Origin of the sequence: Citrobacter sp. Cpo030 (genome assembly GCF_030333005.1) — a bacterium.
GTDB classification, from domain to species: domain Bacteria; phylum Pseudomonadota; class Gammaproteobacteria; order Enterobacterales; family Enterobacteriaceae; genus Citrobacter; species Citrobacter portucalensis.
In genome coordinates this window covers 46,089-67,080 of the sequence record NZ_JAOWGT010000060.1, presented here as the reverse complement: position 1 = coordinate 67,080, position 20,992 = coordinate 46,089, and the positions used below count along the sequence as shown (strand labels likewise).

General features: G+C 55.4%; 18 protein-coding genes, 3 tRNA genes and 1 pseudogene. 14 read left to right on the top strand and 8 right to left on the bottom strand.

Annotation, left to right across the window (positions count from 1 at the left end):
* Positions 1–54: 54 nt before the first annotated feature.
* From fecA to OGY37_RS11520, 4 genes are all read right to left on the bottom strand, one after another.
* Positions 55–2,379, bottom strand: a complete 2,325-nt coding sequence (gene fecA / locus OGY37_RS11535) for a TonB-dependent Fe(3+) dicitrate receptor FecA (RefSeq protein WP_286620831.1) — start codon at positions 2,377–2,379, stop codon at positions 55–57.
* Between the two features lie 77 nt (positions 2,380–2,456).
* The gene (fecR, locus tag OGY37_RS11530; RefSeq protein ID WP_286620829.1) at positions 2,457–3,419 is read right to left on the bottom strand and encodes a ferric citrate uptake sigma factor regulator FecR; all 963 of its coding nucleotides are present in this window, start codon (positions 3,417–3,419) and stop codon (positions 2,457–2,459) included.
* Entirely contained in the window at positions 3,416–3,937 is a 522-nt protein-coding gene (gene fecI, locus OGY37_RS11525; protein ID WP_008784388.1) for a ferric citrate uptake sigma factor FecI, read from the bottom strand. The genes fecR and fecI overlap by 4 nt, the downstream gene beginning before the upstream one ends.
* A 220-nt stretch (positions 3,938–4,157) precedes the next feature.
* Positions 4,158–5,141 carry an alpha/beta hydrolase gene (locus OGY37_RS11520; protein WP_286620826.1) on the bottom strand — a complete coding sequence of 328 codons (984 nt, stop codon included), beginning with the start codon at positions 5,139–5,141 and terminating at the stop codon, positions 4,158–4,160.
* A gap of 183 nt (positions 5,142–5,324) precedes the next feature.
* On the opposite strand from OGY37_RS11520, the pseudogene OGY37_RS11515 reads away from it, so the two are divergent.
* A pseudogene (locus OGY37_RS11515) lies at positions 5,325–5,411 on the top strand (type II toxin-antitoxin system PemK/MazF family toxin); the annotation flags it as partial.
* Between the two features lie 75 nt (positions 5,412–5,486).
* On the opposite strand, the gene OGY37_RS11510 reads toward OGY37_RS11515, so the two are convergent.
* Positions 5,487–5,562: transfer RNA gene (locus OGY37_RS11510), tRNA-Asn, on the bottom strand.
* Between the two features lie 326 nt (positions 5,563–5,888).
* Here OGY37_RS11510 and nac point away from each other — a divergent pair.
* Positions 5,889–6,806, top strand: coding sequence for a nitrogen assimilation transcriptional regulator NAC (gene nac, locus OGY37_RS11505; RefSeq protein WP_008784390.1), 918 nt, complete (start codon positions 5,889–5,891; stop codon positions 6,804–6,806).
* Between the two features lie 101 nt (positions 6,807–6,907).
* Positions 6,908–7,858, top strand: a complete 951-nt coding sequence (gene cbl / locus OGY37_RS11500) for an HTH-type transcriptional regulator Cbl (protein ID WP_003832224.1) — start codon at positions 6,908–6,910, stop codon at positions 7,856–7,858.
* Between the two features lie 619 nt (positions 7,859–8,477).
* On the opposite strand, the gene OGY37_RS11495 is transcribed toward cbl, so the two are convergent.
* Together OGY37_RS11495 and OGY37_RS11490 are read right to left on the bottom strand one after the other, a co-directional pair.
* Positions 8,478–8,553, bottom strand: a tRNA-Asn gene (locus tag OGY37_RS11495).
* A gap of 99 nt (positions 8,554–8,652) precedes the next feature.
* A complete protein-coding gene (locus tag OGY37_RS11490) occupies positions 8,653–10,140 on the bottom strand; it encodes an EmmdR/YeeO family multidrug/toxin efflux MATE transporter (protein WP_003846749.1) in 1,488 nt (495 codons plus the stop codon).
* A 160-nt stretch (positions 10,141–10,300) separates the two neighbouring features.
* Here OGY37_RS11490 and OGY37_RS11485 point away from each other — a divergent pair.
* Positions 10,301–10,376, top strand: a tRNA-Asn gene (locus OGY37_RS11485).
* Between the two features lie 82 nt (positions 10,377–10,458).
* Here the strand turns inward: OGY37_RS11485 and paaZ are convergent.
* Positions 10,459–12,504, bottom strand: coding sequence for a phenylacetic acid degradation bifunctional protein PaaZ (gene paaZ, locus OGY37_RS11480; RefSeq protein WP_286620824.1), 2,046 nt, complete (start codon positions 12,502–12,504; stop codon positions 10,459–10,461).
* A gap of 285 nt (positions 12,505–12,789) precedes the next feature.
* On the opposite strand from paaZ, the gene paaA reads away from it, so the two are divergent.
* From paaA to pcaF, 10 genes are read left to right on the top strand one after another with little or no spacing between them, the layout of a single operon-like run.
* A complete protein-coding gene (gene paaA / locus OGY37_RS11475) occupies positions 12,790–13,719 on the top strand; it encodes a 1,2-phenylacetyl-CoA epoxidase subunit PaaA (protein WP_032942998.1) in 930 nt (309 codons plus the stop codon).
* 10 nt (positions 13,720–13,729) lie between these two features.
* Positions 13,730–14,017 carry a 1,2-phenylacetyl-CoA epoxidase subunit PaaB gene (gene paaB, locus OGY37_RS11470; RefSeq protein WP_286548355.1) on the top strand — a complete coding sequence of 96 codons (288 nt, stop codon included), beginning with the start codon at positions 13,730–13,732 and terminating at the stop codon, positions 14,015–14,017.
* 7 nt (positions 14,018–14,024) lie between these two features.
* Positions 14,025–14,780 carry a 1,2-phenylacetyl-CoA epoxidase subunit PaaC gene (paaC, locus tag OGY37_RS11465; protein WP_020996485.1) on the top strand — a complete coding sequence of 252 codons (756 nt, stop codon included), beginning with the start codon at positions 14,025–14,027 and terminating at the stop codon, positions 14,778–14,780.
* Between the two features lie 12 nt (positions 14,781–14,792).
* A complete protein-coding gene (paaD, locus tag OGY37_RS11460) occupies positions 14,793–15,290 on the top strand; it encodes a 1,2-phenylacetyl-CoA epoxidase subunit PaaD (protein ID WP_286548353.1) in 498 nt (165 codons plus the stop codon).
* Between the two features lie 7 nt (positions 15,291–15,297).
* The gene (gene paaE, locus OGY37_RS11455) at positions 15,298–16,368 is read left to right on the top strand and encodes a 1,2-phenylacetyl-CoA epoxidase subunit PaaE (protein ID WP_286548352.1); all 1,071 of its coding nucleotides are present in this window, start codon (positions 15,298–15,300) and stop codon (positions 16,366–16,368) included.
* Positions 16,365–17,132: a 2,3-dehydroadipyl-CoA hydratase PaaF gene (paaF, locus tag OGY37_RS11450; RefSeq protein WP_286620822.1), complete on the top strand. Its 768-nt coding sequence runs from the start codon at positions 16,365–16,367 to the stop codon at positions 17,130–17,132. Before paaE ends, paaF begins: the two co-directional genes overlap by 4 nt.
* Positions 17,133–17,134: 2 nt before the next feature.
* Positions 17,135–17,923 (top strand): 2-(1,2-epoxy-1,2-dihydrophenyl)acetyl-CoA isomerase PaaG, encoded by a 789-nt coding sequence (paaG, locus tag OGY37_RS11445; RefSeq protein WP_126318447.1) that lies wholly within the window; start codon positions 17,135–17,137, stop codon positions 17,921–17,923.
* A gap of 3 nt (positions 17,924–17,926) precedes the next feature.
* A complete protein-coding gene (gene paaH / locus OGY37_RS11440) occupies positions 17,927–19,345 on the top strand; it encodes a 3-hydroxyacyl-CoA dehydrogenase PaaH (protein ID WP_148362110.1) in 1,419 nt (472 codons plus the stop codon).
* Positions 19,338–19,760 (top strand): hydroxyphenylacetyl-CoA thioesterase PaaI, encoded by a 423-nt coding sequence (paaI, locus tag OGY37_RS11435; protein ID WP_148362109.1) that lies wholly within the window; start codon positions 19,338–19,340, stop codon positions 19,758–19,760. The genes paaH and paaI overlap by 8 nt, the downstream gene beginning before the upstream one ends.
* Positions 19,760–20,965: a 3-oxoadipyl-CoA thiolase gene (gene pcaF, locus OGY37_RS11430; RefSeq protein WP_148362108.1), complete on the top strand. Its 1,206-nt coding sequence runs from the start codon at positions 19,760–19,762 to the stop codon at positions 20,963–20,965. Before paaI ends, pcaF begins: the two co-directional genes overlap by 1 nt.
* The last annotated feature ends 27 nt before the right edge of the window (positions 20,966–20,992 follow it).

Sequence of the window (20,992 nt, the reverse complement as noted above, 5' to 3'; positions counted from 1 at the left end):
TGGCGTTTCGTTTGCCCGACCTACAAAACAGCATGCAGGCCGGGTAAACGGGGTTTAGAACTTCAACGAACCCTGCATATACAGCGTGCGCGGCTGGCCTGCGTAGATGCCTTTGTTGTTGTCGTCGTAAGAGCGGGTGAAATACTCTTGGTCGAAGATATTTTTCACACCGAACGCCAGGTTCAGGTCTGCCATCTGCGGGCCGAAGTCATAGGCTACGCGTGCGCCCCAGAGCATAAAGCCAGGGATGCGACCGGTACTACCGTCAGCGCTCTCTTTAACGGTGTTGGCGTTATCCGCAAACTGGCTGGACTGGAAATCGCTGTTCAGGTTGAAGGTCCAGTTGCCCGGCTTATAGTCCACGCCCAACGTGCCTTTGTGTTTTGGTGAGAAGGGCACCTGATTGCCATAGGTATCGCCTTTCTCGCGAATCTCAGCGTTCACATACGCATAGCTTGCGTAGACTGAAACGTTGTCGAGCATTGGCGTCAATGTGCCAAGATCATAGCGAGTCTGAGTTTCCAGTCCGGTATGGCGCGTTTTACCGCGTGCGGTAACGGTGTCGTTGGTTTGGTTGGAATCGTACTGATTATTAAAGTTAATCAGGAACAGCCCCATTTCCGCCGTCAGCGCGCCATCGTCGTATCGGGTTCCGAGCTCCCAGGTTCGCGCTTTTTCCGGTTCCACATTGCCGCTTTGCACAGCCTTGCCAATTTGGCTGTACTGTACGGTGCCGAATGAGCCTTCAGTGTTTGCATAAAGATTCCAGCTATCAGTCAGGTGATAAAGTACGTTTAGCGCCGGAAGTGGGGCGTTGTAGCTTACTTCCTCATGTGAGCCTTTGATGGCGTTGTTCTGGTATGACTCGATATGTTCAAAGCGCATACCCGGTGTGATAGTCCAGTTGCCAATGTCGATTTTGTCATCCAGATACCAGGCGTGCGCTTCGGTGCCGGAACGAGTGTCGCGATCGTAAGGGCTGGCGCTGGACGGCAGTTGTCCGCTGCTGGTGGTCGTGTAGTAACGCATTTCATGCGTCGACTCGCTCACATAGCGGTATCCCACGCCCACTTCGTGCGCAGAAGGACCCACCATAAAGCTCTGACTGTAGCGTGGTTCAATGCCGCGTACCCAGTAGTTACGCGGTGAAAGGGTGAGGCGTTTTCCCTGTTCCAGGTAGCCGCTGCGCAGAGTTTCAGTGTAGAAGCCCTGAATATTGAATTTATGCTGGCTGTCCGGCTGGAACTGATAGCCGAGGCTCGCCAGCTTGCGGCGCCCCCAGAAGCGATCGTAAGGGCGCGTGGATTGCCAGCGGTCGGCGTCGTAATCCGCGCGAGACAGGCCGCCGGGCATGTCAGCTTCACCGTCGTAGTATTGCAAAAGACTGTTGAAGGTATGCACTTCGTTTGGCGCATATTTGCTTTTCAGCATCAGGTCGTCGATGCGGGTCGCGCTGTGTTCGCGCCAGTCGCTTCCACGTGTGCCGGAGTAAAGCAGGGCGGTACCAAAACCGTTATCCGCCGTGCCGCCCACCATCAGGTTGTGCGTTTCTTTTGGGTTATTTTGTGAAGATGTTGGGCTGAGCTGGCCTTCCACGCCGGCTTCCATGCCGAAGTCTTGCGGAATAGCGCGGGTAACAAAGTTCACCACACCGCCCACGCTCTGTGGCCCGTAACGCACCGCGCCACCGCCGCGAACCACATCGATGGCGTCCATATTTCCGAGTGAGACAGGCGCCAGTGAAAGCTGCGGCTGGCCGTAAGGGGCAAACGGCACGGGAATACCGTCCATCAGTACCGTTGAACGACTGGCCAGGCGCGGGTTCAGGCCGCGAATACCAAAGTTCATCGCCAGATCGTGGCTACCGGTGCCGTTGTTTTCTGGGGCGGTAACGCCAGGAATGCGGTTCAGTACCTCGCGCATGGATGTTGCGCCGGTTTTGGCGAAATCCTCACGGCGGATAACGTCACGTGCGCCGGCATGCTCGAATACGTCGTTTTCGCGCGCATCCCCCAGCCAGTCGCCCACCACGGTCAGGGCATCTTCTTGCGGTGTTGGTGCGGGCTCCAGCGTCCAGCTGTTATTACCCAGCGGTTTCACCTGCAGGCCACTACCGTTCAGCAGGTGTTGCAGGCCGGTTTCGACGTCGTAGTCACCGTGAAGACCGTTACTCTGTTTGCCGCGCGTCAGGCTGGCGTCAACCGACAGGGTAATTCCGCTGAGCGCGGCATACTGATTAAGGGCTTTGTCGAGCGAACCCGGTGCAATATCAACCTGCGCTGCGAAGGCGGATAACGACAGCCCGGCCAGCGGCAGCAGGCTCAGGCGAACGACGTTAACCAAAGGTGTTGTTTTGCGAAAAACGCGTAAAGGCGTCATACCTTCTCCATCATCATTTTTGTTGTGTTCATCTATGAGTCGAATGAGAAGGGGAAAAAGGACAATCGAAATGAGAATTATTTTGCTTGCAATGCAGAAATATTTACCCAGTATCGCGTAACTGACTGAATTTTCACTGGAAGAGTCTTGGCAATAACATCCAGGATTGCATCGGTATTGTTCAGCGGGAAAGTGCCACTCAGGCGTAACCCGGCCACAGCCGGATCGCAGCGCAGCACGCCGTTGCGATAACGGCTCAGCGTGGCAATCACTTCACCCAAAGGTTTATCGCTGAAGCTCAGAATGCCCTGCGTCCATGCGGCGCTTTCATCATCCGCTGAGGCTATTGCACCAAATTCAGACGCGCTAAACTGCAGGCTCTCGCCAGCGCTGACGATGCGTTTTTCCTGCGGACGGTTTGCCAGTATGACTTCCACAGCATGTTGTTGTACGGTAACGCGCGTGACGTTGTCCTGCTGATAGACGGTAAATTCTGTGCCTAATGCGGTGAGTTGGCCCTGGCGGGTCACAACGCGGAAAGGTCTCTGCTGCGCGTCTTTTGCAGTAGTAATAGCAATTTCGCCGTACCAGAGATGGACAGCGCGTTGACGCGTATCAAAACGAACGTCCGCGGCGCTTTGTGTGTTGAGCGTCAGCAGCGAGCCATCTTCCAGCCGCTGATGGCTGACCGCGCCTTTGGCGGTGCGGTAATCCGCGCGCAGACCTTCACCGGCTTCAGATTGCCAGAGCTGCCAGCCGCCGCCTACGCCAAGTAGCAGCAGTAGCCCTTTCATGACATGACGACGGGTAAGGCGCGTATCGTGCAGCGCCCGGCTGGCGACATCGCCCGGTACGCGGCTGAGCTGGCTGCGCAGGTTTTCAACCTGTTGCCAGGCCCACTGATGATCTTTGTCCTCTTCGTACCATTGTTGCCAGCGCGCTTCTTGCTGTGGGCTGACACGCTCGCCGCTCAATACAGCATACCAGTGCGATGCCGAGCGCAATGCCTGGCGGCGAGAATCAGTGATAGAAGCGTTCACAGGCCGTGCTCCAGACGAAACAGCAGACAATGTTCGATAGCCTTTGCCATATACTTTTTCACCGAGCTGACGGAGATACCGAGCTTCAGCGCGATCTCGCTGTATGTCAGACCATCCAGTTGCGAAAGCAGAAACGCTTCTCGTGTTTTTCCGTTCAGCCCGTCAAGCATGCTGTCGATGAGTTGCAGGGTTTCGAGCTGGCTCTCGCGTTCCTCGGGGGAAGGCGCGAGCGCCTCCGGCATAAGCGCCAGCATCTCCAGATAGGCTTTTTCCAGCGCGTTTCGGCGAAACAGGTCGACCATCACCCGTTTAGCGAGAGTGCACAGAAAGGAGCGCGGATCGCGGATCGTCGAGAGCGAGTCGCTGCCCATTACCCGTAGAAAAGTGTCCTGGGCAATGTCATCTGCATCAAAGGCGGACTGGAGTTTGCGCGTCAGCCAGCTTTTCAACCAGCCGTGATGTGCGCCATAAAGCGACTCGAGCGTAAAGGAAGCAGTGGTAGTGGCGTGGTCAGACATGTGGAATGTATCAAAAGTTAATTATCACGCGTTTATAGTAATATGAGAATGGTTATCATTACAATTATAAATATAATTGTATTACGTTGAACTTCTTAATGCTTTGTTATTTATAAAAATGTTATGAGGTGGATATAGGAAGGGGAAGAGGGAGTCTGCTTCTGGCATGTGACGGTTGGAATGACATCTGTCCATGCCTGCTGTGAGCGTGGAGCAGCTGTTACTTTTCGGGAAAAGGTGAGCTGCGGATCAGGAAATGCTCAATCGAGTCGATTAAACCGGGAGCTAAAGGGAGCGCGGGTTCAGCGTATGTTGCGATATTCGCTTTGCGATCGTCCGAAGTCACCTCTTTCATAACATGGTTCATATTGGGCAGTATAACCAGGGACGCTTGAGGATTCGCGGCCTTAAGCAGTCTTGCATCCGTTTCTTCCACCTGGAGATCGCGTTGCCCTTGTAGCACTAACACGGGTTTGGAAATACTCGAAATGAGATGACCCGGATTATATGAAAATGCATTGATCAAAAATCCCTGAACAGCAGGATTAAAGATACTTTGCAGTGCTGGGTGAATATTCGTAATATCGACTCGCCGCCGATGCTCCAGAGCATCAATTATCGGCAGTGCCTGCTTTAATAGAATTTCATTTTCCGGATTAGCGTTAAGTTGCCCCCTCAACACCTCGCCCATCGGCCTCCCGGGCGTTGCGATAAGAATCACACCGCACACATTCTCTTCTTGAGCCGAGGCAAGTGCGACTACGCCCCCTTCACTGTGCCCTAAAACCCAAATACAGGGGGGGGGCATGTGACGTCTAAGCACGTCTACCCAGGATCGAACGTCGTCAACATAGTCAGCAATCGTCACCGCATTGGCATCCTCTACGGCCATTGCGCTAGCGAACATTCCACGTTTGTCGATACGAAGCGTCGCAAAGCCTTTGGCAGCAAGGCCTTCAGCAAGAAGTCGGTAAGGCGATGCATTCACACCAAGCGGGTTGTTTCCATCCCGATCGGTTGGCCCGGAGCCAGGAATGATAAGAACAACGGCTGTTGGTTTTGAATTCGGGGTGAGTAACGTGCCTTTCAAAGGGCCTTTTGGCCCTGCGGCATCCAGGACAGTTTCGGAAAAGGTCACCGGTACTGCCGCCAGACTTACAAATGGGCAAGCGCCCAAAAGGGCAATTGAGGCGGCAATATTCATTGGAGATGTTCCTGTAAAATTCAGCGTACCCGTCAATTTATATTATAAATATGGCCTGCTCTCCATGGATTAATATATCAGCGGCGATAGAAAAGTCCTCTGCTGGCACAGAGCGGAGGTACTGGGTGAGTTTAAAGTCTGCAGTGAGCGAAAAGCGGACATCTCAACTCATTGGTGTTCCTGTCTATTGATATGAAAGCCCGGAACGGCAAGCGTCTGGAACAAATACCTGCGGCTATTATGAATGAAGTGTTGGCCAGACTAAGTTGAGGTTTTGATATGCGCAATGAGCAATGGCATAAAAGCAAAAAGCCTGCTTAGTTTTCTAAGCAGGCTTCTTAAATTTGGCTCCTCTGACTGGACTCGAACCAGTGACATACGGATTAACAGTCCGCCGTTCTACCGACTGAACTACAGAGGAATCGTTTGAACGAGGCGCATATTAGCGAGGGTGGTGAGGCTTGTCAAAGGGGTAAATACATTTGTGTGTTCGTTTGCTGACAAAATCAGCAAAGCGGCGATCTTTCCGTCTTTTTATGCTTTTGCCCCATTCTGGTGCGTGTCTACCTCTTCCAGGGCAGACTGAATGAGATACTTAGGTGTGCAGAATGATCTTTCTCCGCTTTTACTCCTGACTTTACACGGCTTTAACCGTAAAACACCGTTTTAGACGAAAGTGGCAAGCATCTTGCAGTCCTGAATTTAATGACTGCCAGCACGGGTTCTGGTATTCCGACAGGAGGCAAAATGAACTTCAGACGACTGAAATATTTCGTGAAAATCGTCGATATTGGTAGCCTGACCCAGGCAGCGGAAGTGTTGCACATTGCGCAACCCGCGCTGAGCCAGCAGGTCGCTACGCTGGAAGGTGAGCTGGATCAGCAATTGCTGATTCGTACCAAGCGTGGCGTCACGCCGACGGAAGCAGGAAAAGTGCTATATACCCACGCCCGGACGATTTTACGTCAGTGCGAACAGGCGCAACTTGCGGTTAATAACGTGGGCCAGACCTTGAGTGGACAGGTCTCTATCGGCCTTGCGCCGGGGACAGTCGCGTCATCCATTACCATGCCGTTATTACAGACGCTACGTGCCGAACTGCCTGATGTGCTGGTCTATTTGCATGAAAACAGTGGGGCAGTGCTGAATGACAAGCTGCTCAGCGGGCAATTAGATATGGCAGTGCTCTATGAGCGTTCACCTGTGGCGGGCATCAGCAGTCAACCGTTGCTTAAAGAGGATCTCTACCTGGTCGGCACGCGTGAGTGTCCTGGCCAAAGCGTCGATTTAGCCGCGGTGGCGCAGATGAATTTGTTCTTGCCACGGGATTACAGCGCGGTTCGCCTGCGCGTGGATGAAGCATTTTCGCTACGTCGCTTAACGGCTAAAGTGATTGGCGAAATTGAGTCTATCTCCACCCTAACGGCCGCCATTGCCAGTGGTATGGGTGTCACAGTGTTGCCTGAGTCGGCCGCCCGTTCATTATGCAATGCGGCTAACGGCTGGATGGCACGCATCACAACACCATCGATGAATCTGCCATTATCGTTGAACGTATCAGCCAGAGGGAGCTTATCGCCCCAGGCGCAGGCCGTGAAGGAGATCCTGTTGTCGCTGGTCAGCCGTCCGGCGCTGGAAAATCGCGAGCTGCAGCTGGTCAGCTAAACCTTATTCCCACAAGGAATAAGATGCAGGTTTTTATTATTTGTTATGCCGGGCATCAGACTTTAACAATAGCGTAATGTCTGATGTGCCCGGAGCGAAATGTGAATTTCCAGCAACTTAAAATAATCCGCGAGGCGGCCCGTCAGGATTACAACCTGACAGAGGTCGCGAATATACTGTACACCTCGCAGTCGGGCGTCAGCCGACACATTCGTGAACTTGAAGATGAACTTGGCATCGAGATTTTTATCCGTCGCGGTAAACGCCTGTTGGGCATGACCGAACCGGGTAAAGCCTTGCTGATTATTGCCGAGCGTATTCTGAATGAGGCCAGTAATGTTCGTCGACTGGCGGATCTGTTTACCAATGACACGTCCGGCGTTCTGACGATTGCCACCACGCATACCCAGGCACGCTATAGCTTGCCTGCGGTGATAAAAGCCTTTCGTGAGCTGTTCCCTGAGGTGCGTCTGGAACTTATTCAGGGTACGCCACAGGAGATTGATGTCCTGCTACAAAATGGCGGGGCAGATATCGGAATTGCCAGTGAGCGGCTGAGCAGCGATCCATTGTTGGTGGCTTTTCCCTGGTTTCGTTGGCACCACAGCCTGCTTGTTCCTCACGACCATCCATTAGTGAAAGCTTCTCCGCTCACGCTGGAGTCTATTGCTCACTGGCCGTTAATTACCTATCGTCAGGGGATTACAGGGCGTTCCCGCATCGATGAAGCATTTGCTCGCAAAGGGCTGATACCGGATATTATTCTCAGCGCCCAGGACTCGGATGTGATTAAAACTTACGTGTCGCTGGGGTTGGGGATTGGGCTGGTGGCAGAGCAATCCAGCGGTGAGCAGGAAGAGGGGACCTTAACCCGTCTGGATACCCGGCATTTGTTTGATGCAAATACCGTTTGGCTAGGGCTTAAACGCGGACAGCTGCAGCGCAACTACGTCTGGCGATTCATCGAGCTATGCAATGCAGGGTTATCCGTCGATGAAATTAAGCGCCAGGCGATGGAGCCAGATGAGGCGGTGATTGATTATCAGATTTAACTACAAAAGCCCGTGAGTAAACGGGCTTCCCTGACGTCGCTGAATGGCGGGTAGAAAGCTGCGTTACCTCAAGGTCTCCAGCCTCAGATCCTGCGTCGGTACCCGCGACAATATCGAACAAGACACCGCCCGTCCCGAATCCGCATAAATAAACTGAAATCCATTCTTCACCGAAAGAACATCTCGATTGGTAAACATATAGAATTTATTACTCTGACTACGCCGGGCATCGGAAACATAAAAACTATTGTTTTCCCACAGCACGCTAACGTGTTGGAACAGATGAAATGTCACCTCCGCCCAGCCTCTGTCCGGGCAACGTAGCGTGACTTTCTCACCGGCTATTGTACTCAGTGGAATTACTAATAAAGCGGTTAGCGCTGCTTTCAGCAGTATCGGCATGGGCAAGTATGGGGCTCATTTTGATGTCGTTGCACGATAAGATACTTAACCATGACGTTAACGAATTGGATCATAGAGACATTTAGCATAAGCAGACGGACATTCTCCCGTCGTCAGTATGGAAAAGCCTGGATGTGGAGTGAAGCGCTTTACCCGGCAAATGGGATCGCAGAAAAGCAAAAAGCCCGCTTAGTTTCCTGAGCAGGCTTCTTAAATATGGCTCCTCTGACTGGACTCGAACCAGTGACATACGGATTAACAGTCCGCCGTTCTACCGACTGAACTACAGAGGAATCGTGTGAACGAGGCGAATATTAGCGATGCCGTTCAGCGTTGTCAAAGCCTGAATAGATAAATGCGATCGTTTGCTGAAATATTCCCCATTTCGCCGCTTATTCAGACGCAACCGGTTGTTTTATGCACTTTTCGCGTTCGGGGCGCGGGTATTTCCACAACCAGCGGCCGGTAACCATACGCCAGTAAAATAACGCGGCGCGTACGGCCCAGTCGAAGAACATACCTAACCAAACGCCGACAACGCCCCATCCTAATACGATACCCAGGGTGTAACCCGCGACTACACGGCAGCCCCACATGCCCAGCATCGATACCCACATAGCAAAACGTGCATCTCGCGCACCTTTAAAGCCTGCTGGTAACACCCAGGATGCAGCCCATATCGGCATAAATGCTGCGTTGAGCCAAATCAGGATGACTATGACCTCTTTTACATCCTGATCGTGGGTATAAAATGAGGCCATCACTCCGGCGAAAGGAGCGGTTAGCCAGGCAATTGCCGTCAGGCCGATCGTCGACAGCCAGAATACATGCCGCAGCTGGATTTCAGCCTGGGCAATCTGACCATTTCCCAGACGCCTGCCGGTAATGATTGTCGACGCGGAACCTAAAGCATTCCCCGGTAAGTTGATAAGCGCGGCGATAGAAAATGCAATAAAATTCCCGGCGATAACGCTGGTTCCCATGCCTGAAACAAACATCTGCGTCAAAAGTTTACCGCCATTGAACAGCACTGACTCAATACTTGCCGGAATGCCGATCCCCATCACTTCCCAGATAATGGCGAGATTGAGTGGCTTAAAATAGCTTTTGAAGGGAATTCGCAGCGCGGGGTTAAAACCAATCATCAGTACCCAGATGATGGCAATCGCCCCGATGTAGCGCGAAATGGTCAGTCCCAGGCCTGCTCCCACAAATCCCAGACCTTGCCAGGAAAAGATCCCGTAAATCAGGATGCTACTGATGATGATATTCAGGATGTTCATGCCGCCGTTAATCAACAACGGTATTTTTGTATTTCCGGCTCCACGTAGTGCGCCACTGCCGATCAGCGCAATGGCTGCCGCCGGGTAGCTGAGCACCGTCAGCTCCAGATAGGTGAGTGCCAAAGCTTTAACGTCTGGCGTTGCTTCACCTGCCACAACGTCAATAATCTGTTGACCAAAATAGTGAATGACAGCTGCCAGAACGGTAGCAAAAATTGTCATGATCACCAGCGATTGTCTGGCCGCGGCTCTGGCCCGTCGACGATCTCGTTTCCCGAGGCTAAATGCTACAACCACGGTGGTGCCCAGATCGATGGCGGCGAAAAATGCCATGATGACCATATTAAAGCTGTCGGCGAGTCCGACACCGGCCATCGCTTCTTTTCCCAACCAGCTGACCAGGAAGGTACTCAGAACACCCATCAATAGCACACAGGTGTTTTCCAGAAAAATGGGGACAGCCAGCGGAGTGATTTCGCGCCAAAAGAGAACCTTATAGCTCTTGCGTTTGGCATACCAGGGCGTGCGGGAAGCGACCTGGCGTAAGGCAGCGGAGACGTTCAAAGTGGACCTTAACGAAGAAAGTTGAAACCTCATTTCAAATGATGAGGGAGAATCAAAAAAGCTGCAAAGTTTTTTCTATTTAAAATGTCTGTAAATGCAACAAACTGTCGAGAGAAGCATCAATTGATTCGCATTCGAGGAAATGGGGTTTGACAAAATTTTTTTCGCCGCTAAGATAAGCCTCCACAACGATTCCTCTGTAGTTCAGTCGGTAGAACGGCGGACTGTTAATCCGTATGTCACTGGTTCGAGTCCAGTCAGAGGAGCCATATTTAAGAAGCCTGCTTAGGAAACTAAGCAGGCTTTTTGCTTTTTGTTTCAAGCCTGATCGAGCGAACCTACACCGGAATCTTACGCCGGGAAATCCCCATGCTGACGCGCAACCAACGTCAGAATGGAATACAGCGCCACCGCCTGCTGGTGCTGATTAAAGATCTCCACCGACCACTCCACCACGCCGGTCGCTTTTTCTTCGGCATTGCGCTGACGTTTCACTGTTTTGCGTTTGCAGGTTAAACGCACCTGGATAGTGTCGCCCGGCTTAACCGGCTCGATAAAGCGCAGGTTTTCCATGCCATAGTTGGCAATCACCGGACCGACGCCCGCGTCAACAAACAGACCGGCTGCGGCGGAAATCAGGAAGTAACCGTGCACCACGCGCTCGCCGAAAATGGAATCGGCTGCTGCAATCTTGTCCATATGGGCGTAGAAGTGGTCACCGCTGAGGCAGGCAAAGTTAACGATATCCGCTTCGGTCAGTGTACGACGTGGCGTCAGCAGGCTGTCGCCCGGCTGGATCTCTTCGAAGTATTTACGGAACGGGTGAATACGATCTTCCTCTACCCGAGCGCCACGCACCCACTGTTGGCTTACCGCCGCGAGCATGGTTGGGCTGCCCTGAATGGCGGTGCGTTGCATGTAGTGTTTCACCGCACGCAGACCGCCCAGCTCTTCACCGCCGCCTGCACGTCCAGGCCCGCCGTGGACCAGCTGTGGCAGCGGAGAGCCGTGACCGGTCGATTCCGTCGAGGACTCTTCGTTCAGCACCTGAATACGCCCGTGGGCGCGGGCCGCACCGAGGATAAACTCTCGCGCCAGTTCGCCGCTCGCCGTCACCAGCGTTCCTGCCAGACTGCCTTCACCGGCGCGCGCCAGCGTCATGGCATGCCCGGTATTTTGATACGGCATCAGCGTGGCGACCGGACCAAAGGCTTCAATTGCATGTACCGCGGCAATTTCATCCGGCTGCGGACAAAACAGCAGCGTTGGCGGGAAGAAAGCCCCAGCCGTGCTCAGATCTGCTTTTCCGCCCAGCAGCACCTCACACCCGGCTTCAACCAGACGATTCACATTATCCTGCACGTCCTGACGCTGATCATTATTCACCAGCGACCCCATCTTCACGCCTTCCTGCGCCGGATCGCCCACTACCACTTTTTGCAGACGGGTAATCAGCGCCTCGCTGACTGCTTTCACCTGCGCCTGTGGCACGATAATGCGGCGGATAGCGGTACATTTCTGCCCGGCTTTGGTCGTCATCTCGCGCACGACTTCACGTACAAACAATGCAAACTCAGGCTGTTCTGGGGTGACGTCATCACCAAGCACACAGCAGTTGAGTGAATCCGCTTCCATGGTGAATGGAACCGATTTAGCCACCAGGTTGGGGTACACGCGCAACTGCTGCCCGGTATGAGCAGAACCGGTAAAGGTCACCACATCCTGGCTGTCGAGGTGATCGAGCAGGTCACCCGCGCCGCCACAGATAAGGCTAATTGCGCCGTTCGGTACCAGGCCACTGTCGATAATCGCTTTCACCATTGCCTGAGTGAGCTGCGCGGTGGCGGTTGCAGGTTTGATAATGGCTGGCATCCCGGCAAGCCAGGTTGGCGCCAGCTTCTCCAGCATACCCCAGCAGGGGAAGTTAAAGGCGTTGATATGCACCGCAACACCGGATTTGGAGGTCAGCACGTGGCGTGCGGCAAAACCGCCCTGTTTGGACAGCGGGATCAGTTCGTCTTCCGGCCACAGTGTATCGTCCGGCAGCTCGCGGCCACCGAGACTGGCATAAGTGAAAAGCGTGCCAATGCCGCCTTCGATATCGACCCAGCTGTCACCGCGCGTTGCTCCGGTTTGCGCAGATATGGCATAGAAATCGGCTTTCAGTTCCATTAAATGCTTCGCCACCGCTTTTAGCATCGCGCTGCGCTCAATAAAACTCATTGCCTGTAACGCTTTGCCGCCGTGCTCAATAGCAAAGCGGCGCGCCTGCGCCATATCCAGTCCAACGCTTGTCACTTCCCAAAGCGCTTCACCGGTAAGGGCGTGGTGGATGGTGCGGGTGCGGCCCCGGCCTGTCTGCCAGGCACCGGATAAATAACTGGCTAACTGCTGCATCGTTAATCTCCAGATGTGTTCCGTAATATCTCTTTAAATAGTTCTTTTATGAATCACAAAATGCAAGCGAGATTTTAATAATTTATTAACAATGAGATCGCGAACACTTTACCTTTATTGGTTATCTATCTGTTATTAATGGATAAACAAAAACCATTTGCGACAAGTATCGCAAAACCAGCAAACAAAATTTGTGGTTTTATTTAACCAAGATGTAACTTTTATAAAATAAAGTGATTCGCAAATATTGATTTGTTGAAATTATCGGAATCATAAGGTGATGACGTGACAGAAGAACAACGCTTTGACCAGCGCATCGCGCAGGAAACGGCCATCGAGCCGCAGGACTGGATGCCGGACGCATACCGTAAGACGCTGATCCGCCAGATTGGCCAGCATGCGCACTCGGAAATTGTCGGCATGTTACCGGAAGGCAACTGGATAACCCGCGCACCCACGCTGCGGCGTAAGGCCATTCTGCTGGCAAAAGTACAGGACGAGGCCGGACACGGACTGTACCTCTACAGCGCGGCGGAAACACTGGGCTGCGCGCGTGAAGATCTGTACCAGAAGATGCTCGACGGCCAGATGAAATACTCCTCCATTTTCAACTACCCAACTCTGAGCTGGGCGGATATCGGTGTGATCGGCTGGCTGGTCGATGGCGCGGCGATTGTTAACCAGGTGGCGCTGTGTCGTACCTCCTACGGCCCGTATGCCAGGGCGATGGTCAAAATCTGCAAAGAAGAGAGCTTCCATCAGCGTCAGGGCTTCGAAGCGTGTATGGCGCTGGCTACCGGTAGCGAGGAACAGCGTCAGATGCTGCAGGACGCCATCAACCGTTTCTGGTGGCCTGCGCTGATGATGTTTGGCCCGAACGACGACAACTCACCGAACAGCGCCCGCAGCATGGCGTGGAAAATCAAACTGCACTCCAACGACGAACTGCGTCAGCGCTTTGTTGATAACACGGTCCCGCAGGTAGAAATCCTCGGTATGACCGTGCCGGACGCCGACCTACAGCTTGATGAAGCGACGGGGAAATATCGATTCGGCGAGATCGACTGGCAGGAATTTAATGAGGTCATCAACGGTCGTGGTGTCTGCAACCACGAACGTCTGGGCGCAAAGCGTAAGGCCTGGGAAGAAGGGGCATGGGTGCGCGAGGCCGCACTGGCGCACGCCGAAAAGCAACAGGCCCGCGACGCGGCGTAAGGAGAGAGTCATGAGCAAAATATACTGGCCGTTATACGAAGTTTTTGTCCGCAGCAAACAGGGGTTATCGCACCGTCACGTTGGCAGTCTGCATGCCGCCGATGACCAGATGGCGCTGGAAAATGCCCGCGACGCCTACACTCGCCGCAGCGAAGGCTGCTCCCTCTGGGTGGTGAAAGCCAGCGAAATTGTTGCGTCGCAGCCGGAAGAACGCGGTGAATTTTTCGACCCGGCGGAGAGCAAAGTCTATCGCCATCCCACGTTCTACACCGTGCCGGACGGCATGGAACATATGTGAGGCAACGATGAATAACCTGAATCCCGTTGCAACCTATGCCTTGCGTCTGGGCGATAACGGCCTGGTGCTGGCTCAGCGTCTGGGTGCCTGGTGCGGCCATGCGCCGGAGCTGGAGATTGATCTGGCGCTGGCTAATATCGGCCTCGACCTGCTGGGGCAGGCGCGCAACTTCCTCAGCTACGCAGCCGAACTGGCGGGTAGCGGCGACGAAGACACGCTGGCTTTTGGCCGTGACGAGCGTCAGTTCCGCAACCTGTTGCTGGTAGAACAACCTAACGGCAACTTTGCCGACACGATCGCTCGCCAGTTCTTTATCGACGTCTGGCACGTGGCGCTGTTCACTCGTTTGGTTAACAGCCGCGATAAGCAGATTGCGGCTATCGCTGCCAAAGGACTGAAAGAAGTGCGTTATCACCTGCGCTTCAGCCGCGGCTGGCTGGAGCGACTGGGGAATGGTACTGACTACTCCGCGCAACTGATGCAGAAGGCGGTGGACAATCTGTGGCGTTACACCGGCGAATTGTTCCTTGCCGACGAACTGGAGATCGCTCTGGCCAGGCAGGGCATTGCCGTCGATCCGCGCGAACTGCAAACCGAATGGCAGACGACGGTACACACTGCGCTGATTGATTCTGGTTTACACGTTCCGCAAGAGGCGGCGTTTCGCAACGGCGGTAAGCAGGGGCTACACAGCGAACATCTCGGGCCGATGTTGGCCGAGATGCAGTACTTGCAGCGTGCGTATCCTGGTCAGCAGTGGTAGCAGGGGGTGGCTATGCAACGTCTTACCGCGGTCGCACCGCCAGAGGTGCACACCGTTTGGGGGCTGTTAAGTGCGATTTCCGATCCGGAAGTGCCGGTGCTGACCATCACCGATCTCGGCATGGTACGCAGCGTTGAGCGCTGCGGCGACGGCTGGGTAATCGGCTTTACGCCGACATACTCCGGCTGCCCGGCCACCGAGCATCTACTGGGTGAAATTCGCATGGTGATGGCGGAGCACGGCTATACGCCAGTACATATCGTCTTGCAGCTTGACCCACCGTGGACCACTGACTGGATGAGCCTGGACGCCCGTGAACGCCTGCGCCAGTATGGTATCAGCCCGCCGCAGGCCCACGCCTGTCATGCCGAAATGCCAACTGACGTACAGTGCCCGCGCTGCGCCAGCACCCATACCTCGCTGATTAGCGAATTCGGTTCCACGGCCTGTAAAGCGTTATATCGCTGCGACAGCTGCCGTGAACCCTTTGATTACTTTAAATGTATTTGAGGTTGCGATGACAACATTTCATTCGCTTACCGTGGCCAACGTCGAAGCGGAAACGCGCGATGCGGTGACCATCACTTTCACCATTCCTGACGCGCTGCGTAATGACTACGCCTTTCGACCGGGCCAGCATTTGACGCTGAAAGCTCACCTCGGTGGAGAAGAGCTGCGTCGTTGTTACTCCATTTGTCGCAGCCGCTTGCCGTCGGAAATTAGCGTCGCGGTTAAAGCTATCGACGGTGGGCGTTTCTCCCGCTATGCCCAGCAGGATATCCAGCAGGGTATGACGCTGGAAGTGATGGTGCCGCAAGGCCATTTTGGCTACCAGCCGCAGGCCGAGCGCGAAGCCGAATATCTGGCGATTGCCGCCGGGTCCGGCATTACGCCGATGATGGCGATTATTGAAGCGACGCTGACGACCGAACCGGCCAGCCAGTTCACGCTGATCTACGGCAACCGCAGCAGCCACAGCATGATGTTCCGTCAGGCGCTGGCCGATCTGAAAGACCGCTATCCGCAGCGTTTACAGGTGGTGCACCTGTTCAGTCAGGAGTCGATGGACAGCGATCTGCTACAGGGTCGTATTGACGGCGACAAACTGCGTGCGCTGGGCAAAAACTTGCTCGATTTCAGCCGCTTTGATGACGCCTTTATCTGTGGCCCATCGGCGATGATGGATGAAGCCGAAGTGGCACTGCGCGAACTGGGTATAGCGGAAAAATCCATTCACCTTGAGCGTTTTAATACGCCGGGGACCAGCGTGAAACGCGCCACCGGCATCCAGGCGGAAGGCCGCACGGTCACCCTTCGTCAGGATGGGCGCGATCGCCTGATTTCACTGAATGCGGAAGATGACAGCATTCTCGACGCCGCGCTGCGCCAGGGCGCTGACCTGCCGTTCGCCTGTAAAGGCGGCGTGTGCGCCACCTGCAAATGCAAGGTGGTCAGTGGCGAGGTGGCGATGGCCGCCAACTACAGCCTTGAAGCCGATGAACTGGCGGCGGGCTATGTGCTGAGCTGCCAGGCGCTGCCAACCAGCGGTGACGTAGTGGTCGACTTCGATGCGCGGGGGATGGCATGAGCGAACTGCTGATTTCCCGTCACGACCGTGTACTGCAACTGACTCTGAACCGTCCGCAGGCGCGTAACGCCCTGAACAATGCGCTGCTAACGCAGATTGCTGACGCGCTGGAAAGCGCGGCGGCGGACGCCAGCATCAGCGTTTGCGTGATTGGCGGTAACCCGCGCTATTTCGCCGCCGGGGCCGATCTCAATGAAATGGCGGAAAAAGATCTGCCCGCCACTTTCGACGATATTCGCCCACGCCTGTGGGCACGTATTGATGCCTTCAACAAGCCGTTGATCGCGGTGGTTAACGGTTACGCACTGGGCGCGGGCTGCGAGCTGGCGCTGCTGTGCGACCTGGTGATTGCCGGGGATAACGCGCGCTTTGGTCTGCCGGAGATTACTCTCGGCACCATGCCAGGGGCGGGCGGTACGCAGCGGCTTATCCGTTGTGTTGGCAAAGCGCTGGCCAGCCGAATAGTGCTGAGCGGTGAAAGCATTGATGCCGAACGAGCACAACGGGCCGGGCTGGTGAGTGACATTCACCCGGCGAACCTCTCTGATGAATACGCGCTCAAGCTGGCGGCGACCATCGCCCGTCACTCACCGCTGGCGCTGCGGGCGGCAAAACAGTCTCTACGCGCTGCGCAAGAAGTGGGTCTCCAGGCCGGTCTGGTGCAGGAACGTCAGCTGTTTACGCTGCTGAGCGGCACCGAAGATCGTCGTGAAGGCGTCAGCGCCTTTTTAGAAAAACGCACACCGGAATTTAAAGGACGCTAATCGTGGACGCATTTATTCTCAGCGAAGTGGAGCAGGGCGTGATGACTATCACCCTGAACCGCCCGGACCGACTCAACAGCTTTAACGACGTGATGCACCAGCAGCTCGCCGACTGCCTGAAACAGGCCGAGCGCGACGACACCATTCGTTGCCTGCTGATCACCGGTGCCGGACGCGGGTTTTGCGCCGGACAGGATCTGAACGACCGTAACGTTGACCCGAGCGGCCCCGCGCCGGATCTGGGCATGTCGGTGGAACGCTTCTACAACCCGCTGGTGCGCCGCTTAGCCGCGCTGCCGAAGCCGGTTATCTGTGCCGTCAACGGCGTTGCCGCTGGTGCCGGTGCCACGCTGGCCATGGGCTGCGACATCGTCCTCGCCGCGCGCTCGGCGAAGTTTGTCATGGCCTTCAGCAAGCTCGGCCTGGTGCCGGACTGCGGCGGAAGCTGGGTGCTGCCGCGCGTAGCCGGTCGCGCTCGCGCCGTCGGCTTACTGATGCTTGGCGATAACCTCAGCGCCGAACAGGCCGCGCAGTGGGGCATGATCTGGCAAGTGGTCGACGATGCCGAGTTGAAAGATACCGCGTTGACCATGGCGCGCCGTTTCGCGACGCAGCCGACCTATGGCCTGGGGCTGATTAAGAAAGCCTTGCAGCTTTCCGAAACCAACACGCTGGATCAGCAGCTTGAGCTTGAGCGCGACTACCAGCGCATGGCCGGTCGCAGCGACGACTATCGCGAAGGGGTCAGCGCCTTTCTCGGCAAACGCCCACCACAGTTCAGCGGGAAATAAGCCATGACGAAAACACTTCACCGCGTTGCCGTGATCGGCGGCGGAACAATGGGTGCAGGCATTGCCGAGGTGGCTGCCAGCGCCGGGCATTCGGTCCTGCTGTATGACATTTCCGCTGAGGCGATTACTCGCGCTATTGAGGGTATTCGCCAGCGACTCGACGTTCGTGTTGGTCGTGGAAAAATTAGTGCGGAACAGGCCAGTGAGCTGCTGGCACGAATCGTACCCGCGACTGAACTGAATCAGCTTGCCGATGCACAACTGGTGATTGAAGCCGCTTCCGAGCGGCTGGAAATTAAAAAAGCGCTGTTTAGTCAGTTGGCGGAGATCTGTTTGCCGTCAACGCTGCTGACCAGTAATACCTCGTCGATCTCAATCACCGCAATTGCGGCGGGAGTGAAGCATCCGGAACGTGTGGCGGGGCTGCACTTCTTTAACCCGGCACCGGTGATGAAACTGGTGGAAGTGGTGAGCGGCCTTGCCACCTCAACTGAGGTAGTCGAGCTGCTTTGCCAGTGCGTAATCGCCTGGGGCAAGCAGCCGGTGCGCTGCCGCTCAACGCCGGGTTTTATCGTCAATCGCGTGGCGCGTCCGTACTACGCTGAAGCCTGGCGCGCGCTGGAAGAACAGGTTGCGTCAGCGGAAGTGATTGATGCGGCGCTGCGTGACGGCGGCGGCTTCCCGATGGGACCGCTGGCGCTGACCGACTTGATTGGTCAGGACGTCAATTTTGCCGTGACCTGTTCGGTGTTTAACGCCTTCTGGCAGGACCGCCGTTTTCTACCGTCTTTGCTGCAACAGGAGCTCGCTCTGGCGGGGCGTCTGGGCAAGAAGAGCGGCCACGGCGTCTATTGCTGGCCTGCTGAAGTATCGCCTGAACTGGCTGTTGCAGCGGTAGCGCCTGAAAATGCAGCAAAAAATATCAAGCGTGACGTTGTCACTGAACTGGATGATGTGCTGCTCCTTGAAACAACCGGTGAAACCGCGCTGGCCTTAAGCGTGCAGCACCAGCGCCCGGTGGTGGTGTATGACCATGCTGTGGGCGACACCGTCGTGCTGGCAAGCGCACCAACCAACCCGGCTTCAGCCACCGACAAAGCGGTGTACTACTTCCAGCAGCAGGGCAAAAAAGTGCTGCGTATTGCCGACTACCCTGGGCTGCTGGTATGGCGCACGGTAGCGATGCTGGCGAACGAAGCGCTGGATGCGCTGCAAAAAGGAGTTGCCAGCGCCGAGGATATCGATATCGCTATGCGCTTGGGGGTTAACTACCCGCACGGGCCGCTGGCCTGGGGCGAATCGCTCGGCTGGGGACGTGTGCTGCGTCTGCTGGAAAACCTACAACAGCACTATGGCGAAGAACGCTATCGCCCGAGTGCGCTGCTGCGCCAGAAAGTGCTGATGGAGATGCGTCATGAGTAATGAAGCCTGGCGCAACGCCCGCGCCATGTATGTGAAAGACACCTGCGCGCAGGCGCTGGGGATTGACATTATTGAGATGGACGACGGTTATTCGCAGATGACCATGACCGTGTCGCCGTCGCAGCTGAATGGCCATCAGACCTGTCACGGCGGGCAACTGTTTTCACTGGCGGATACTGCCTTTGCTTACGCCTGCAACAGTCAGGGACTGGCGGCAGTAGCCTCAGCGGCCAGTATCGACTTTCTGCGTCCGGCCTTTGCAGGTGACAAACTGACCGCCACTGCGCGGGTTAAGCAGCAAGGCAAACTCACTGGCGTTTACGACATTGAAATTGTCAATCAGCAACACAAAACCGTGGCTCTGTTTCGCGGCAAATCTCACCGCATCGGTGGCACGATTACAGGAGAAGTCTAATGCGTGACGCATTTATTTGTGACGGTATTCGTACCCCGATTGGTCGCTACGGCGGGGCGCTGGCAGGCGTGCGTGCCGACGATCTGGCGGCCATCCCGTTGCGTGAATTACTCAACCGCAACCCACGCCTGGATCCCAGCGCTATTGACGATGTGATCTTCGGTTGCGCCAACCAGGCGGGCGAGGATAACCGCAACGTGGCGCATATGGCGACCCTGCTGGCGGATTATCCGCACAGCGTTGCCGGCACGACCATCAACCGTCTGTGCGGCTCCGGGCTTGATGCGATCGGCTTCGCTGCTCGCACGATCAAAGCCGGTGATGCCGACCTGCTGATCGCTGGTGGTGTTGAGTCAATGTCACGCGCGCCGTTTGTAATGGGCAAAGCCACCGCGCCGTTTCAGCGTCAGGCCGAGATGTTTGATACCACCATTGGCTGGCGTTTTGTGAACCCGCTCATGCAGCAACAATTCGGAACTGACAGCATGCCGGAAACGGCGGAGAATGTAGCTGAATTGTTAAATATAAGCCGAGAGGACCAGGACGCCTTTGCGTATCGCAGCCAGCAGCGCACGGCGAAAGCCCAGCGTGACGGCATTCTGGCGCAGGAAATTGTGCCGGTACAAATCATTGGCAAGAAAGGGGCAGTTAGCGCAGTACGTGAAGATGAACATCCGCGTGCAGAAACCACGCTGGAGCAACTCGCACAACTGAAAACACCGTTTCGTAAGAACGGCGTGGTTACCGCAGGCAATGCCTCTGGGGTGAACGACGGCGCGGCAGCAATGATCGTAGCCAGCGAGCAACACATAAAGGCCCAGGGACTAACGCCGCGTGCACGCATTGTCGCGATGGCGACGGCGGGCGTGGAGCCGAAGTTTATGGGGCTTGGGCCAGTTCCTGCGGTACGAAAAGTGCTGGAGCGCGCCGGGCTGAATATCAACGATATGGATGTGATTGAGCTGAATGAAGCCTTTGCCGCCCAGGCGTTGGGTGTGATGAGACAGCTTGGACTGGCAGATGACGCAGAACACGTGAATCCCAATGGGGGGGCTATCGCTTTAGGTCACCCGCTGGGGATGAGCGGTGTGCGGTTAGCGCTGGCTGCAACGCTGGAGCTGGAACGACGCAATGGACGTTATGCGCTGTGTACGATGTGTATTGGCGTGGGTCAGGGCATTGCCATGATCCTTGAGCGAGTGTGAGCTAATTGACCTGCGAGTGCCCTACAA

Excerpts from the sequence above, each read along its gene's own strand:
- fecI (WP_008784388.1), bottom strand. The coding sequence starts at position 3,937 with ATGTCTGACCACGCCACTACCACTGCTTCCTTTACGCTCGAGTCGCTT.
- paaF (WP_286620822.1), top strand. The coding sequence starts at position 16,365 with ATGAGCGAACTGCTGATTTCCCGTCACGACCGTGTACTGCAACTGACT.
- OGY37_RS11490 (WP_003846749.1), bottom strand. The coding sequence starts at position 10,140 with ATGAGGTTTCAACTTTCTTCGTTAAGGTCCACTTTGAACGTCTCCGCT.
- fecA (WP_286620831.1), bottom strand. The coding sequence starts at position 2,379 with ATGACGCCTTTACGCGTTTTTCGCAAAACAACACCTTTGGTTAACGTC.
- paaH (WP_148362110.1), top strand. The coding sequence starts at position 17,927 with ATGACGAAAACACTTCACCGCGTTGCCGTGATCGGCGGCGGAACAATG.
- paaZ (WP_286620824.1), bottom strand. The coding sequence starts at position 12,504 with ATGCAGCAGTTAGCCAGTTATTTATCCGGTGCCTGGCAGACAGGCCGG.
- paaD (WP_286548353.1), top strand. The coding sequence starts at position 14,793 with ATGCAACGTCTTACCGCGGTCGCACCGCCAGAGGTGCACACCGTTTGG.
- OGY37_RS11520 (WP_286620826.1), bottom strand. The coding sequence starts at position 5,141 with ATGAATATTGCCGCCTCAATTGCCCTTTTGGGCGCTTGCCCATTTGTA.
- paaC (WP_020996485.1), top strand. The coding sequence starts at position 14,025 with ATGAATAACCTGAATCCCGTTGCAACCTATGCCTTGCGTCTGGGCGAT.
- paaI (WP_148362109.1), top strand. The coding sequence starts at position 19,338 with ATGAGTAATGAAGCCTGGCGCAACGCCCGCGCCATGTATGTGAAAGAC.
- nac (WP_008784390.1), top strand. The coding sequence starts at position 5,889 with ATGAACTTCAGACGACTGAAATATTTCGTGAAAATCGTCGATATTGGT.
- paaE (WP_286548352.1), top strand. The coding sequence starts at position 15,298 with ATGACAACATTTCATTCGCTTACCGTGGCCAACGTCGAAGCGGAAACG.
- paaB (WP_286548355.1), top strand. The coding sequence starts at position 13,730 with ATGAGCAAAATATACTGGCCGTTATACGAAGTTTTTGTCCGCAGCAAA.
- pcaF (WP_148362108.1), top strand. The coding sequence starts at position 19,760 with ATGCGTGACGCATTTATTTGTGACGGTATTCGTACCCCGATTGGTCGC.